The sequence below is a fragment of the Ligilactobacillus salitolerans genome, from assembly GCF_003864415.1.
Taxonomy (GTDB): Bacteria; Bacillota; Bacilli; order Lactobacillales; family Lactobacillaceae; genus Ligilactobacillus; species Ligilactobacillus salitolerans.
Genome location: NZ_BFFP01000019.1, coordinates 1 through 15,614 on the forward strand (window position 1 = coordinate 1; position 15,614 = coordinate 15,614).

14 protein-coding genes are annotated in these 15,614 nt (G+C 47.1%); 4 read left to right on the forward strand and 10 right to left on the reverse strand.

What is annotated here, in order from left to right:
• Positions 1-272: 272 nt before the first annotated feature.
• On the reverse strand, positions 273-1,271 hold the full coding sequence (gene galE / locus LFYK43_RS06360) for a UDP-glucose 4-epimerase GalE (protein WP_124976560.1): 999 nt from the start codon (positions 1,269-1,271) through the stop codon (positions 273-275).
• Between the two features lie 191 nt (positions 1,272-1,462).
• On the opposite strand from galE, the gene LFYK43_RS06365 reads away from it, so the two are divergent.
• From LFYK43_RS06365 to LFYK43_RS06375, 3 genes are all read left to right on the forward strand, one after another.
• Complete coding sequence (locus LFYK43_RS06365; protein WP_124976562.1) at positions 1,463-2,098, forward strand: alpha/beta hydrolase; 636 nt, start codon at positions 1,463-1,465, stop codon at positions 2,096-2,098.
• 15 nt (positions 2,099-2,113) lie between these two features.
• A complete protein-coding gene (locus LFYK43_RS06370; RefSeq protein WP_124976564.1) occupies positions 2,114-2,986 on the forward strand; it encodes a VOC family protein in 873 nt (290 codons plus the stop codon).
• A gap of 220 nt (positions 2,987-3,206) precedes the next feature.
• Positions 3,207-3,935: a GntR family transcriptional regulator gene (locus tag LFYK43_RS06375; protein WP_124976566.1), complete on the forward strand. Its 729-nt coding sequence runs from the start codon at positions 3,207-3,209 to the stop codon at positions 3,933-3,935.
• 588 nt (positions 3,936-4,523) lie between these two features.
• Here LFYK43_RS06375 and LFYK43_RS06380 read toward each other — a convergent pair.
• The 4 genes from LFYK43_RS06380 to LFYK43_RS06395 all read right to left on the reverse strand — a co-directional run bounded on the left by LFYK43_RS06380 (position 4,524) and on the right by LFYK43_RS06395 (position 8,665).
• Positions 4,524-5,720 carry an SAM-dependent methyltransferase gene (locus LFYK43_RS06380; protein WP_124976568.1) on the reverse strand — a complete coding sequence of 399 codons (1,197 nt, stop codon included), beginning with the start codon at positions 5,718-5,720 and terminating at the stop codon, positions 4,524-4,526.
• Positions 5,721-5,771: 51 nt separating this feature from the next.
• On the reverse strand, positions 5,772-6,455 hold the full coding sequence (locus LFYK43_RS06385) for an MgtC/SapB family protein (RefSeq protein WP_124976637.1): 684 nt from the start codon (positions 6,453-6,455) through the stop codon (positions 5,772-5,774).
• Between the two features lie 82 nt (positions 6,456-6,537).
• Entirely contained in the window at positions 6,538-7,638 is a 1,101-nt protein-coding gene (locus tag LFYK43_RS06390; RefSeq protein WP_124976570.1) for a glycosyltransferase, read from the reverse strand.
• A 229-nt stretch (positions 7,639-7,867) separates the two neighbouring features.
• Positions 7,868-8,665, reverse strand: coding sequence for a tyrosine-protein phosphatase (locus LFYK43_RS06395; protein WP_124976572.1), 798 nt, complete (start codon positions 8,663-8,665; stop codon positions 7,868-7,870).
• Between the two features lie 238 nt (positions 8,666-8,903).
• On the opposite strand from LFYK43_RS06395, the gene LFYK43_RS06400 reads away from it, so the two are divergent.
• The gene (locus tag LFYK43_RS06400) at positions 8,904-9,491 is read left to right on the forward strand and encodes a histidine phosphatase family protein (protein ID WP_124976574.1); all 588 of its coding nucleotides are present in this window, start codon (positions 8,904-8,906) and stop codon (positions 9,489-9,491) included.
• A 298-nt stretch (positions 9,492-9,789) separates the two neighbouring features.
• On the opposite strand, the gene LFYK43_RS06405 is transcribed toward LFYK43_RS06400, so the two are convergent.
• From LFYK43_RS06405 to LFYK43_RS06425, 5 genes are all read right to left on the reverse strand, one after another.
• Positions 9,790-10,851, reverse strand: a complete 1,062-nt coding sequence (locus LFYK43_RS06405; RefSeq protein ID WP_124976576.1) for a D-alanine--D-alanine ligase family protein — start codon at positions 10,849-10,851, stop codon at positions 9,790-9,792.
• A gap of 396 nt (positions 10,852-11,247) precedes the next feature.
• Positions 11,248-12,036: an alpha/beta fold hydrolase gene (locus LFYK43_RS06410; RefSeq protein ID WP_124976578.1), complete on the reverse strand. Its 789-nt coding sequence runs from the start codon at positions 12,034-12,036 to the stop codon at positions 11,248-11,250.
• A 41-nt stretch (positions 12,037-12,077) separates the two neighbouring features.
• Positions 12,078-12,521: an ASCH domain-containing protein gene (locus LFYK43_RS06415; RefSeq protein WP_124976580.1), complete on the reverse strand. Its 444-nt coding sequence runs from the start codon at positions 12,519-12,521 to the stop codon at positions 12,078-12,080.
• Between the two features lie 115 nt (positions 12,522-12,636).
• On the reverse strand, positions 12,637-13,905 hold the full coding sequence (gene pepT, locus LFYK43_RS06420; protein ID WP_124976582.1) for a peptidase T: 1,269 nt from the start codon (positions 13,903-13,905) through the stop codon (positions 12,637-12,639).
• 15 nt (positions 13,906-13,920) lie between these two features.
• Positions 13,921-15,573: a peptide ABC transporter substrate-binding protein gene (locus tag LFYK43_RS06425; RefSeq protein ID WP_124976584.1), complete on the reverse strand. Its 1,653-nt coding sequence runs from the start codon at positions 15,571-15,573 to the stop codon at positions 13,921-13,923.
• Positions 15,574-15,614 lie beyond the last annotated feature (41 nt).

A 15,614-nucleotide genomic window follows, 5' to 3' on the forward strand; every position in this document is an offset into this window, starting at 1 on the left:
CTGTATTCATATCTGACTTTGTAATTGCCTCTGTTAATTCGTCGAAATCTAAGCTAATCTTAAGTTGGGTCATATCATTTTCTCCTGTTCAATTTTTGTGTCTGCGAAACCACATTGATTGTATCATGGAAATGATATGATCTTTCTTTTTACACAATTATAAGGGCACAACTGATACTTAGGTCCAAAAAAAATAACACCAAATTTTTCAAAAATTTGGTGTTATCCCGTCGGGTCAGGGAACATATTGTCCCAGCCCCGCTATCCATTATTTATTTGCGATCATCGTATCCGAGTGGATGAGTTGAGTGCCATTTCCAAGCCGTTGCGATGATTTTTTCGATATCATCATATTGCGGCTTCCAGCCCAAGACTGAACGTGCTTTGTCGGAAGCTGCGATCAAAGTATCCGGATCCCCGCCACGACGCGGTGCCTTTTCTGCCGGGATCTCTTTGCCAGTCACTTTGCGGGCTGCTTGCAAGATCTCCAAATTGGAAAAGCCGGTTGATGAGCCCAAGTTAAAGGCATCTGAATCATTGCCTTCCAGTAGGTATTTGACCGCCAAAATGTGGGCATCAGCCAGGTCAGTCGGGTGAACATAATCCCGGACATTGGTGCCATCCGGAGTATTGTAATCATCGCCGAATATCATCAGTTTATCGCGCTTGCCCATCGCCACTTGCAGCACGATCGGCAACAGATGACTTTCTGGATGATGATCTTCACCGATCGAACCATCATCTTTAGCCCCGGCCACATTGAAGTAACGCAACGCTACGAACTTGATGCCGTATGCTTCATCAGACCAACGCATGATTTTTTCCATCATCAGCTTGCTTTCGCCGTACGGATTGATCGGCTTTTGCGGATCAGTTTCCTTGATTGGCATCGTTTCTGGGATCCCATAGGTGGCCGCTGTTGAAGAGAAGACGATCTTGTTGACGCCAACTTCGTGCATCACTTCGAGCAGCTTAACCATGCCGGCCGTATTATTATCAAAGTACTTTAACGGATCCTTCATCGATTCAGCCACCAATGAGAAGGCAGCGAAATGGATCACAGCTTTGATCTCTGGGTTTTCAGCAAAAACTTTGCGCATAAAGTCCTGATCAGACAAGTCTCCTTGGTAAAACTTGGCCTGTGAATTGACCGCAGCACGATGACCAGTCACTAAACTGTCAACGACCACGACGTCTTCGCCTTTTTGGATCAAACGATCAACGGTGTGTGAGCCGATATAGCCCGCTCCGCCTAAAACTAAATATGACATGAAATAATCCCTCCTACATCAATTCTATGTGGATCAAGATTTGGCTTTTGTTAGCACTACCAACTTTGATTTTACCAGTTTTTCTGCCAAATGAACAAATTAGTTTGCATTTTATCTTTTTTTAAAAACATTTGCTTACTTTTAGTAAGCGTGCTATAGTAAATTTAAAGAAAACAAGTTGGAGGTACGCAATGGAATATTTATATCGCTTAAATTACCCGGCTGAATGGAAGCAAAATACCCCCATCACCATCGCCTTGCATGGGATGGGGACTGACTATCATGACCTCCAGCCGGTTTTAGATCAGATTGCACCGGATGCGATCCAGCTTTCCTTGCAAGGAGACTTGCCCTTCCAAACCGGCTATGAATTTTTCGCGCCGGATTTTGAACGCGGCAGTCAGCAAGAAGAAGCCGTGATCGGCAAAGTTATTGATCATGTGTACGACTTTATTTCGCATCTTTTAGATGACAAACAGCTGACTGGCCATCCGCTCCATTACCTTGGTTTCAGTCAAGGAGCGATCATCGGCAGCGGGCTGGTCATCGCGCACCCCGAGCTGTTTACCCAAGTCGAGTTATTTAGCGGGCGCTTGCCGGCATTTGTCGAGATGAAAAGCAAGCAGCTGCCTAAAAAACTGGAGCTGCCCCAGATCTTTATTTCTCAAGGCGCGCTGGACCCGCTTTTTGAACCAGCGCTCGGCAAGCATTTGGCAGCTGTTTTCCAAGAACATTTCACTAACGTACATTATCACGAATATCAGGTCGGTCACGGCATTGTTGCGCAGACCCTCAAGGATGTTTTGCACGAAAATCAACCACATTAATAGGAGGGATCTCAGATGACAAACGCAATTATTCCAGAATTTCAATTAAGCGCCCAGACTCACGCGGGCAACGTAGCTTTAAAAGTCCTCGATTTGCCCAAAATGGTCCAGTTCTACACCCAAGTTATTGGTTTAGAGCTCTTAGTCAACGATGAGACTACAGCAGCTTTAGGGACCGGCACTACCCCGCTGCTTTATCTCTACCAGATCAATGGCGCGCGGGCTTTGGGACAACGGACCGGCCTCTACCACACCGCATTTCTGCTGCCCAGCAGAAAAGACCTTGGCAATGCCTTGTTCCACTACATCACAACGAATGCGCCATTAAGCGGCGCGGCCGACCATATCTACAGCGAGGCTTTGTATTTAACAGATCCGGAAGGCAACGGGATCGAAGTTTACCGCGATAAACCACGCTCCGAATGGATCATTAAAGAAGACGGTGAGATCGTTAGCGACACCCTAGAGATCGATGCCGAGGGTGTTTTACAGACCGCAGATCAGCAGTGGTCCGGTTTTCCGGCCGGCACGCAGGTGGGGCATATCCATTTAAGTGTCGCCGATACCAGCGCGACCCAAGATTTCTACACTCAGATACTTGGTCTCTCGCTCAAGACCAGCTTTGGCCCGGCAGCGCGCTTCTTTGCGACAGGCGGTTACCACCATCACATTGGAGCCAACACTTGGGAAAGCCTCAATGCCAAGGCCTTAGCGGACAACGAAAGCGGTCTGAAGTACTACTCGTATTATGTTCCTGACCAAAACGAATTAGACCGGATCGCCCAGCACATGGATCAGGTCAAATTAAACTACCGCCAAACAGAAGACAGTAAGTTGTGGTTCATTGATCCAAGCGGGATCGTTGGTCGCTTTGAGCTCCAACCCTGAGCAGCAATTTAACTGCGGAGGTCCGACAAGTTTATCTTGTTCGACCTCCGTTTTTGATGAGACAGTTGTAAGAGGATTTACTCCAATGTCTCTTCAACCTAAAATTCCGACTAGCCTAAGCAAATACTTGTTCAAAGCGCGACCTTGTGGTTAACTAGAATTTAGAGAAGCTTCAACTTGTAAGTTGGGGCAGCTACTGATTCATTTGAAGGAGATAATTATGGCCGAACTTGTATACCAACAGATCATCGCTGATTTAAAGAAAAAAATTTTTGCAGGAGAGTTTTCCAACATGCGTCTGCCTGACGAACGTTCGCTCGCGGAAAGTTATGCCGTTAGCCGCAGCTCGATCAAGCGTGCGCTAACACGGATGGCTAGCGACGGGATCATCTTTAAAAAGCGCGGTTCAGGCACCTTTGTCAATCCTTTGTACCTGAAAAACGAATCCGTTTTTAACTATGAAGAAAGCTCTAATCTCGGTGTTTCTGACAACTTCCAAATGAATGGCGAAAAGCCGCAGATCAAGGTTTTGAACTTTGAGGTGATCCGCCCGACCGCGGAGATCCAGCGAGACTTATTCCTGAAAGCTGATGATTTCGTCTATAAGATCGACCGGCTGCGTTCATTTGACGACAAACCCTTCATGATCGAAACCGGCTATATTCCGATCAAGATCTTGCCGAGCCTCTCGCTCAAGAAAATCGAGAGTTCGATCTTTACTTACGTTGAACAAGCTTTCGGGCAGACCGTCTCCAAATCATTCCTGTCGATTTTTGCCGAGCCCTCGACTAAAAATGACCAGGATCTGCTCAAATTAAAGCCCAATGAACCTGTGGGGGTCATGGAAGGGATCTTCTTTTTAAATAACGGCACCCCCTTCGAGTTCTCCCGGATGCGGCTCCATTATCAATATATGAAGTACAACACCTTCGTTTCAACCAACAGCTAAAGCTTGATATAACAACGTTTATCAAAGAATCTACTAACAAAATAATCTGCTGGCTGGCAAGTGAGCGCTATTCTTAATTGGATAGCGTTTTTTGTAGGCTAGATTTTCGGATAAAGTAGGCATTGATCGTGTCGCTCAGCAATCAGAAAGAGGCTGCTTACAAAAATTTTCTGCTGTATCAAAAAAGACACCAGCTGTCAAAAGCCAGTGCCTTAATTATGTAGGTCCCCTATCAGATAAGCTGATAGAGAACGCGAACAAACGCAGCAGAGCGGTCAACTCCGCAACAAATGAACATCAATATCAAGTTTACATGGTGGGGGTTCTTATTAGTCTTAGTGCTAATCTATCTCTTACTTAAATAAACGGAGAAACAGCCTTGAAATAGCGGCGACAAGCAGCCCAACTATCAACGGGCTTTTTCTTGACCTTCATCCTAGCATAATTGGAAAAATAAGCAAATTGTCAGCATATGACAATTAAAACCCAGATTGATAAATCCATGAAGTCCACCACTTTCTTTTCAACGAATGGCAAAAAAAGACAGGACCAGCAATTTTTCAACAGCTGCTCCTGTCTTTTTATTATTTAAGCTTGTTTCTGGTCTGCATCGTAGATATACTGGCGCGTCATCGGGGTACCAGTGCCGCTTGTCCCGTTGACTAACAGATACTGGACGACATCGATATTTCCGGCTTCAAATGAAGCTGCACACGCCTGCAAATATAAGTCCCACATGCGAGCGAATCTTTGTCCGTAGCGTCCTTGAACTAAGGAGTAGTTGTGTCCAAAGTTGGCTTGCCAGGTTTCCAACGTTTTTTGGTAATGCCGCCGTAACGGTTCTAAGTCAGTCAGCTGCAAATCTGCGTCCATGATATGCTGCATATTTTCCACCAAATTAGGAATGTAGCCGCCTGGGAAAATATATTTGATAATGAACGGATCAACGCCGGCACCTTGATGCTGGCCAGTGATCCCATGAATCAAGGCACGACCGTCTTTTTTAAGCAGCCTGGCAACCGTTTGGAAGTATTCTCCCAAGTTCTCCTTGCCAACGTGCTCGAACATCCCGACCGAAGTGACATAATCGTACTGACCTTCAACGTCCCGGTAGTCTTTCAAGTAAACTTCAACTTGGTCTTCTAAGTGACGCTCCTTGATCTGCTGCTTCGTGTAATTATACTGTTCTTGACTCAAGGTGATCCCGGTCGCATGAACGCCGTATTCTTCAGCCGCACAGTATAGGACCGTGCCCCAACCGGACCCGATATCCAGTAAACTGCCGCCTTCTGCTAAATTCAATTTGTTCAAAATATGATGAACCTTGTTGATCTGTGCTTGTTCCAAGGTATCGTCTTCGTGTTCAAAATAAGCACACGAGTAAGTCATAGTCTTGTCGAGCCACATGCCATAAAAGTCATTGCCCAAGTCATAGTGACTTTGAATGTCCGCTTTGGAATCTTCCTTTGAGTGCGAGATCTTCGGGAAATGTTTCAAGAAAGAATTTTTCTTCATGAAGCTGCCCGATTGCCTGAAAGCAGAGGCAACCAGTCTTTGAATTGCATGGTCTCCTTCAATTTCTAAGTCCTGGTTCATGTAGGCTTCCCCCAAGACCAGAGTCGGATTAGCAGTCAATTCCTTTAAAGGGAATGCCTGGTGCAGTGTGACCTTGATCTCCGGTTCACCTGGGCCGTAATCCTCTGTTCGCCCGTCCCAGTAAGTCACTGAAACCGGAATATCAAATGCATTACTCAAAAGTTTGCGGTAAATTGTCTTCTCTAACATGTAAAAATTTCCTCCAAGTCTTTAACTCTTAATGACTATGGTTGAGTCTGTCTATTCTTTCATATTTGAGACTTGAACCATAAGGACGCCCGAAAGCTGCTTCATCTCCAGCAAAAAACGATTCCTGTCGAGTCGGTTGCTGACCAGTGCGTCTGATTCCAATACGATCATCTTATCATCAATTTCCATTAAATTAAATGTTACATCATCGATCTCATTGGCGGTAAAAAAATCCTTGAGCTCTTTGACCGCATCTGAGTTAGGCAGCAGTTCGATTTGAAGCCTCAGCCGGACACTGCGCATCAATGAATTGATCAAACTATCATCATGAAAATACTTCTGGACCAAAACGATCAGGAGGGTCGCGATGATCCCGATCAGATACATGCCTGCACCTTCGGCCATCCCGATCGCCGCGGTCGCCCAGACCCCAGCGGCAGTAGTCAAACCGCTGATCTGCGAGCGTCGGACTAAAATCGTCCCGGCGCCAATAAAACTGATCCCGCTGACGATCTGAGCAGCGATCCGCGAAGGATCAAGGACCACATTGTGCATCGATAATACATCATAAAAGCCATATTTTGACACCAACATGATCAACGTGGCAGCGACCGCCACAACCATATGCGTTCTGATCCCGGCGCTTTTTTTCAACTTCGAACGTTCAAAACCGATCAAAGCACCACAGAGTGCCGCCACCAGCAACCGCATCGTCCAATCAACACTTTGCCACATTGGATTTAACTTCACCCTCTTTTTAGCTCGATACAAAAAAAGCTATTTCACCGCCCAAAGACGGTGAAATTATTAAATTATCCTACCAAACTCCCATTTGCTTACGTTCACGCAGCATTTCCAGCAACCGGACCCATTGTTCAACGATCCGCTCTCCGCTAAATTCAGCGGAACGTTCTAACGCTGTTTTCCCCCAGAACCTGCGCTGCTCAACGTCTGCCATTAATGGTTCTAACGCTTGGTAAACAGACTCTGCTTCGAACTTCGCTAATTTGCCAAAGCGGCTTTCCTGCAAGTATTCTTCGGTTCCTGTGTTAAAAGTTGCCACGATCGGCAAACCAAAGGTCATCGCTTCGCCGACCACCAACGGCAGGCCTTCCCAACGCGAGGTCAACATAAAGATGGATGATTGGCGGTAATGTTCTCGAAGCTGTGTATCATCTAATGCTCCTCGCAAGATCACCTTGTTTTCCAAGCCTTTGTCAGCGATCAGCTGCTTAACTTTCTCCTCGTCCGGCCCAGTGCCGGCAACTCTGATCTGCCATGGGTCAGGCAAGAGCGCGCCAACATCGGTCATGAGGTCAAGGCCCTTATGCGCGATATCTAAGCGGCACACCATCGAGATCACCGGTTCTGCCAAAACCGATTGTTTTTCCGCCTCCAAAGTCAGCGGATTATATAAACGAACGGTATTGGCATTGTAGCGGACAAACTGATCGGCGTCGGATTGGGTCAAAGCAATGATCGTGTCGACCGCACGCAAGCCAGCTTGAAACTCATGCTGCATGCCTTTGTAATACTGATTCATATAAGTCTTGAAGTTGTTATGCATCCAAGCGATTTGTACTACGTTAGGACACTCTTGTCTGATAAAGGGTGCAAAACTGGTCAGTGTTCCCGCCGTCAAGACGACAGCGTCAAAGCGGTCCTCTTTTAAGACCTGGATCAGATCCTCGATCTGAACCTCAAAATCAGTCCAAGGCTGGTCATCTCGGTAACTTTTACCGGTATCATACGGATGAGCAGCCGTGATCAGTGGTGCCTCTAAGTCAAAATATGATTTGATCGTTGAGAGTGAATAAAAGGAAACATCATAAATATGCGATAAATAGTTTCCGACAACGATCGTTGCGCGGTGCGCGCCATCCATTTTCAAATTCTCCAAACAAAATAAGATCTTCATGCGGCCACCTCCGTTTGAATCAACACTCGATCAGGGCGTTTTCACCTTGATCTAGCTGTTTTACATTCCAACTACACATAGTGCCAAAGCAAGAATTTTTGGCTCAACAGAGCAGCTCTGGGCGACTTGCAGCCATACTGGCACAGCACATTATTGTTCTGCCTTAGAACACACGCTAATTTTGATCAGCAAAAAATTTTTGAAAAAAGAGGCGCGCTTCCGCTTGCCCCTAGCCTTCCAAATATATCCGCTGCAAATCTGTCTTTTGCTGCTTAGTTACCCCTAATTCTGTCTCAATGTAATGCTCAAGTGTGCCATATTCACGTTGCATCGTTCCTAGTGCACAATCCAGATACTCGGTTGAAACAGAGCTTAATGCTTTCATGTTTTCCAAATAAGTGGCTGTCTGTAATTTGGCAGGCAGACGATCAGAAAAAGGTTTAAATTCGCGCCGCTGTTCCAAGAAAACATTGGAAGCTAAATAATCTGACCGAATCGTTTCTTGATCGACCCCTAAGATCGTCAAAGCGTAAACCGCACCCATACCAGTGCGATCCTTACCGGCAGAACAGTGAAAGATCACTGATTCATCGGTGCCGGAATTGGCTAACATCAAGTCGATAAACTTCCGATAGGCCTTTTTGGCGTTGTCCGATAAAACAATATCATTATAAGCGTTGAGCATCTGTTTAAAACCAGCATTCGGCTGCTTCAAAAACATTTCATTTTCAGCACGATCGGCATCTTGGCTCTTGGTTTCATCCACAGTGAAGACCGGTGCAAAATGATAGGCTGCCTGGGCAGGCAGACGATCGGGCTGTCTTTTCTGTTCTTCCGGCGAGCGAAAATCGATATCGTACCGCAGTCCATACTCATCTAGATATTGGAGATCCTTTTCTGATAGATTATTTAAAGCAGCTGAACGGAGCAGCTTGTGTTTTTTGATCCGTTTGCCCGTGGTTGTCTGATAACCGCCGAGCTCCCTAAAATTAAAACCATTTTCAATCTGTAATAATTCTGGCAACATGGTTGTGTAACTCCCCTTCGATCATGTCTTGCTCTGGTACTTGACCCCTATTTTTAAAGCTAGCAAACGCAAAAATTAATTGCATGTTTCTTATTAATCTAACAGAATTTTTAAAAAATAGCTAGTTGAACGCCTTCAAAGAGTGTTTCAATCTCGCTTAATTTGATCAGATCCACTTGAAGCTGCGGCTGCTTAGTTCTACTATTGTAGAAGAATCTGTTCTGAAAGGAATTACAAGATGACTACATTTATCATTGTCCGCCATGGGCAGAGTCAGGCTAATGCCGCGCGGATCCTCCAAGGTGCCAAGATCAACACACCCTTAACTGCGCTGGGTGTTAAACAGGCTCAGAAAACCGCCAGCAAATTAAGTGCAGACGAATTTGAACACGTCTTTGCCAGTCCCCTAAAAAGAGCAGCCCAAACCGCGGCCATAATTGCTCCTGAGCAAGCGACGACTTTTGATAGCCGACTGCGCGAATTTGACTATGGCAGCTGGGACGGCCAGCCGTTGACTGAAATTTGGGAAAAGTACCCGCAATTTTTTACCGCGACGCATAACCTTCTCCCCGGTTCACAGAACATTTCTCACGGCGAAACCCACACCCAGGCCAAGCAGCGGCTAGCAGCCTTTTTTGCGGAGGTCAGCCAAAAATTTCCGATGACGACTGTTTTAGTGGTCAGTCACGGTTACACCATCAAACTGATGGCCGACCTGGCCTTAGGTATCAGTGATCTCGCCGCCCTCTCGGAGCCGGAGAATGCGGGTGTTACTATTATGGAAGGAACAGCTCACAGCCTGAACTTATTAGCTTATGGGGGCTAGCGTTGAACCACTTTCTCTTGTTTCTGACTGAGTACTATTTTGCTTTAGTGAGCCTAGGTAGAGATAGTCCTCGACTAGGTTGAGATGGACGGCTCGGACATTACTTTGAGAAACTTATGGCCGACCTCGCCAGCTCGGACATTACTTTGGCGAACTTACGGCCGACCTCGCCAGCTCGGACGTTACTTTGAAAAACTTACGTCAGAGCCAGCCTCAAGAACGCAAAAAATCCAAAAGCAGCTATTTAACTAGCCTACTTTTGGATTTTTTAGCATTCTGTTTAAGTCACGCGAACAAATTAGTTGTTCATGCCTTCGTCGTAGATCTTCATCTTACCTTTGACGATACTTTCAACCAGCTCGCCGTACGGCACACCGTCATTTTCTGCTTCTTGCGGCAGCAAGGATAGCGGTGTCATGCCTGGCAAGTTGTTACCCTCAATGACCCAGACACCCTGCTCATTGGTAAAGAAGTCGATCCGACCGTAGTTTTGCAAGCCCATCGCGTTCATCGATTGAACTGCCACCCGCCGCATTTCTTCGTGGACTGCTGGATCCAAGTCTTCTGGCGGAGTAATGAAGTCGGTATAACCTTCTTGGAATTTATGTTCAAAATCATACCAGCCGTCATGGACCTTGATTTCAACTGCTGGAAAGGCGTAACCATTAACTACACCCAGAGAAAATTCACGACCGCCGATAAATTCTTCGATGATCGCACTGTTATCAAAGCGGAAAACATCTTCCAGACTGCTTTCCAGTTCAGCATCATCATGAACAATATGCGTCCCGACGGAAGAACCGCCAGAAGTTGGTTTGACCACAACTGGATAGTCAAATGGCAATGTATGCCCCTTTGGCCCTTGGTCGCGCTTGATCTCAACAAATGCAGCAGTTTGAATGTTGTTATACAACAAAAGTTCCTTGCTGTAGACTTTGTTCATGCAAATGCCGCTGGCAGTAGACCCACTGCCTGTGTAGCGCACATTATTAAGATCGAGTACAGCTTGCACCTTACCATTTTCTCCATCGCCGCCATGCAATGCCAAGAAAACAATATCTGCAGCTTTACAGATCTCTAAAACATTTGGCCCGAATAACTCAGTTGAACCGTCTGTACGCAGGGCATTAATGTCGTCATCAGTGAGGATTGCGTCTGAGATCTCCAGGTCCTTGCTCGTATTGGCATCCTCAAAAACTGATTCGGCACTCGCGCCTGCTGGCAGTTCATAACCAAGAAACAGGTCGATAAAAGTTGATTGGTAGCCCCGCTCACGCAAAGCATTTGTAATGCGGTAACCACTTGAAATTGAAACGTTCCGTTCGGTACTTCGTCCACCGGCTAAAACGGCAATTTTCATAGGTGTCACACCTCCAGGTTTATTTAGAATCTTAAGTATAGCACATTTGACTACTAAATGGCCACAATTTTTTGTATCCGTTTTCAAAATTTAGAATATCGATCCCTTTAATCGGCCAAAAGCCTAGCAGTTCGCGATGACTGCAGGCTTGGGGGAACAAAATTTTCTGAAGGGCTATCCAATGAAATTCTCTTCACCTCAATGTGGTCCTTCCTCGATTTGTAAGTAAACTACAGTTTGGACATCGATTCTCGGGCCCCTTCTTCTTTAAACTTGGGGCTCGACTTCTAATCTCAGGCCCCTTCTTCTCTAAACTTGGGGCTCGACTTCTGTTCTTGAGCCCCTTCTAAAAAAATAGTGTTGACGATTTTACTCATCAACACTAGCATATTCATTTTATAAATCATTGGCCGCTAAAAAATCAAAGAGTGCTTCATTGAAAGCGCGCGGCTGTTCAGCCATCACGATATGGCCGCTGTTTTTAATGACCTGAAAACTGCCGTGCCGCGCCGAATTGGCCATTTTGGGAGCGAAGTCGTGATCGAAATACGGTGATTTTTCACCCGCAATGATCAAAAACGGGCATTCCAGCGTGGTGATCACGCCACGCCAATCTTTAAGAGCATGATCAAATAAAAACGGCTGGTTTAGTGCGGCATCATAAGGATGCTCTTTGAGCGCTGCCTTATTTGCCAGATAAGTCTCGTCTGCCAAACGCTGGTAGGTTGCCCGTCCCAACGGCTGCTCAAGTACCGTATGAAAGTTTTCCCAAGTCAATTGCTGATATCCATAAGACCAGTCAGCATCATTGATCATCTTTGGGCTTTGGTCGACGTCGATCAGTGCCCCGATCTGGCGGGAACCATAGAGGGAAACGTAGGAAAACATTGTCGCGGCTCCCATGGAATTGCCCAACAAGATCGGTGATTCGAGCTTAAATTTAGCGATGAACTCCGCCAGATCCAAGGCATGGCGCGCGATGCTGCGGCCTTTAGTCGTGTGCTGGGAAGCACCCTGATTGCGCGCGTCAATATTTAAAACGCGGTAACCTGCTGTAGTCAGCGCTTTGACCTGATCCAGCCAGATTGCGCGGCTTCCGCCCAAACCAGTCAGGATCACCACCGGCCGCCCAGTTCCAACATCATCGTACTCTAACCTCACACCATCGCTCGTAATAAAATCCAACTGCTTATCCTCCTCATTTTCTGGCAAGATCGGCTGCGGGGTTATTTGACCAGCTCAAAAACCTCACAGACACACTTTGATTCTGGGGTGAATGTCATCTTGTTTTCAGCGTATTCCTTGGTGAAAAAGTCCACGTGGACCTTGTGCCAGTATTCATAGGAGCGGTCGCCTTCTCCTTCATGGTAAGCGTGCTCAGCCGAGATATACTTGAACGGCACGACTTCCACGACCTTGGTCTGTGTCACACAGACTGGCTGGTCCTTAGCATCTAAAATGATGTTGTATTCTCCGACACGCGGAACAGGTTCGTCGTCAAAGACATATGATTCATAGCCCGACGTCGTGGCGGTCTTGATCCCTTTTTGGACCAAATCAGCTAAGCCGTCCGGATCTCCCCCGAAGGCCCACGCCGGCGGGACCGGTTTTTCTGCCAAATCATGTGCCTCAGCAAATTCTTGCCAAAACTTTTCAATTTTACTTTCCATTTCAATCTCCTTGTACCAGGGCAGAAAGCCCTTACCTAATTATTATACTGGATTCACAGCCATAAAAACACCACAAAATGGATCCCAAGTTTTGAGCTGCTTGAGATCCATCTCTTTATGCCAAAGGCTGCTCGTTTCTTTGCCCTGTCTGCAAGACATGCTCCTGGCAAAGCGTCACGACAGTCTCAGCCACCACCTGCATACCTTCAACCGTCACATATTCATATTTACCGTGAAAGTTGCTGCCGGCATTAAACAAGTTTGGCGCAGGTATTCCCTTAGCTGTCAAAAAGTTGCCGTCCGTACCGCCCCGAAACGGCGTGATATTCGGCGTTAAGCCCAGTTTGCGGTAAGTATCCAAGGCTAAGTTGACAATATAAGGGTTCTGCTTGATCGCAGTCCCGATATTGGCATACTGCTCTTTCAAGGTCAGTTTGACCCGCGGCTGGTCGAACCTGGCGTTAAATTTGGCGGTTAAATCAGTCAAGAACTGCTTTTTCTGGGCAAAAAGCTGCTCGTCAAAATCACGGATGATGAATTGTAATTCGGCCTGGTCAACTGTCCCTGACTGTTTGACCAGCATGATAAAGCCTTCTTTACCCTGGCTTTTTTCCGGGACTTCATCTCTAGGCAAGGCAGCTGCGAATTCATTGGCTAAGCTGGCAGCGTTGACCATCAAACCATAGGCATCGCCGGGATGGACCGCGGTGCCCGTAAACTCAACGACAGCCTGCGCGGCGTTGAAAGTCTCATATTCGATATCCCCCGGCTGGCCGTTGTCCAAGGTGTAGGCGAACTCGACCGGAAACTCGCCGGCATCAAAGCGCTTGGCCCCCTGCCCGATCTCTTCGTCCGGTCCAAAAGCAACGTAGATCGGACCATGTTTGAGCTCAGGCTGGTCAACCAATGCTTTCAGCGCGCCGAACAAGCCAGCGACACCGGCTTTGTCGTCTGCCCCCAACAAAGTCGTCCCATCCGTTGTGATCAGCCTTTGCCCCTGCAGTTTGCGCAGTTCAGGAAATTCGGCGGTCCGTAAGACGATCTCTTTTGCAGCGTTCAAAACTACGTCTTGCCCGTCATAATCTGGGTGGACCTGGGGCGCAACACCTTCAGCCGGATAATCTGCCGTATCCAAATGCGCAAAAAAACCAATGGCAGACACGTCTGCAGAGCTATTGCCCGCTAAAAAGCCTAAGGCATAGCCGTTTGCAGCGTTATACCAGGACTTAAGGCCCAGCTTTGCCAAGTCTTGAACAACTTGTTTAGCTAATTTGACCTGCCCGGGTGTGGACGGAACTTCCTGACTGCTAGCGTCAGAGCGGGTATTATACCTGCAATATTCAATAAATTTGGTTTCAATAAAATCAGGATCGATCTCAGTCATCTGCTTGCCCCCGTCTTATTTGTCAGCACTGATGTATGCTTCTTTCCAGTCGTAAGGAACTCCGGCAGGATTGTAGATCACGTTCTTGACGTTTGGCCGCAAGAGCTGTGATTTAGCCACCTGATAGAGCGGGATCGTTCCTTGGTCGTTCATCAAGATCTTCTCGGCTTGCACTAAGTTTTGCCAACGTTTTGCCGGCTGATTGCCGTATTGGTTTTCGGACTGGTCGAGTAATTTGTCAAATTCAGTGTTTTTGTAGCCGGCAGTATTGTAGCTGGAATCTGCTTCGTAGACATCTAAGAAGTTGATCGGATCAGCGAAGACCGACTGCCAAGTCTTGATGGTCATGTCATAGTCGGATTTGGTCTGCCGTGCAAGCATCTGGACAAACGGGATCGTAGAGACGGTCACACGCACGCCAGGGAGGCTTTCCAACTTGCTTTGCAGGAATTCAGCTGTCTGCTTGCTGCTGTCGGTATCAGAAGTCAATAAGTTAACGTGCAAGGAATTAATTCCTTCCTCGCTATAGCCTTCCTTCAGTAATGTCTTGGCTTTTTTGACGTTGGCGGTCACAGCACTTTTAACGTAGGCTTCTTTTTCAAAAGCTTCGCCAGTCTTAGGGTTTTGGCCCATTTGGCTTGGCACAAAGCCCTTCAATGGTTCCGAACCGTCTTGCAAAACTTTGTCGGTCAGCTGCTTGCGGTCGATTGCCAGTGAGATAGCCTGCCGGATCTTCTTATTCTTGAAAGCAGGGACCTTTTTCTGGTTTAACTCTAAGCGCGTGGTAGCTGTCGGCAAGCGTTTGACGAAGGCTGCACTGTTCTTGTTCGCCTTGACCTGCTGGCCGTTGAGCAGCGTTTCGTCCACCTTTTTAGCACTGTACATGTTGTAGCTGGTCGTCGTGCTTTCGGTCACTAATTCGCTGATCTTATCCAAATGAACGTGTTTTTGATCCCAGTAAGTCTTGTTTTTGGCCAGAGTCCAGGATTTGCCGGTGCCATCCCACTTGGTCAGCTTGAAGGCGCCATTTGAGACCAGATACTTAGACTGGGTCCCGTACTTAGAGCCGTACTTTTCGACCACCTTCTGGTTGAGCGGGTAAAAGAGCGGCCAGGCAAGCAATTGGTCAAAATAACTGACCGGCTTGGCTAACTCAACGCGCAGGTGATGGTCATCGACAGCTTTGATCCCCAGCGTTTGCGGTGCTTGTTTGCCATTGTAGATCGCGGTCGCGTTTTTAACACCGTCAAAGTAAAAGGCATCCTGCGAGGCGGTCTTCGGGTCGACGGTTCGCCGCCAGGAATAAACGAAGTCTTTGGCTGTGACCGGATCGCCGTTAGACCACTTGGCATTTTTGCGCAGGGTGAAGTCATAGGTCTTGACGCCGTTAGACTTCTTGGTTTTGACGGCTAAGGCCGGCTGGGGCTTGCCGTTTTTGTCCAAACGGTACAAGCCTTCCTGCGTGTTCATTAATGTGTTAAAGCTCAATGTATCGGTTGCTTTAGACAGGTCCGCCGTTGCCAGCGTGCTAGCTTCGGTCCAGCGCAGTTCCTGCTTAGCGGCATATTTGCCAGAGTGACCAGGATCCTGACTGTTCTTTTGGTTGCCGCAGCCTGCTAAAAGCAAGGCGGCACCCGCCGCGAATGTATACCAAATTTTTTTACCCATGATACCCTCCAAAATATGCAGTTAAATGAGAAAAGTTTAAC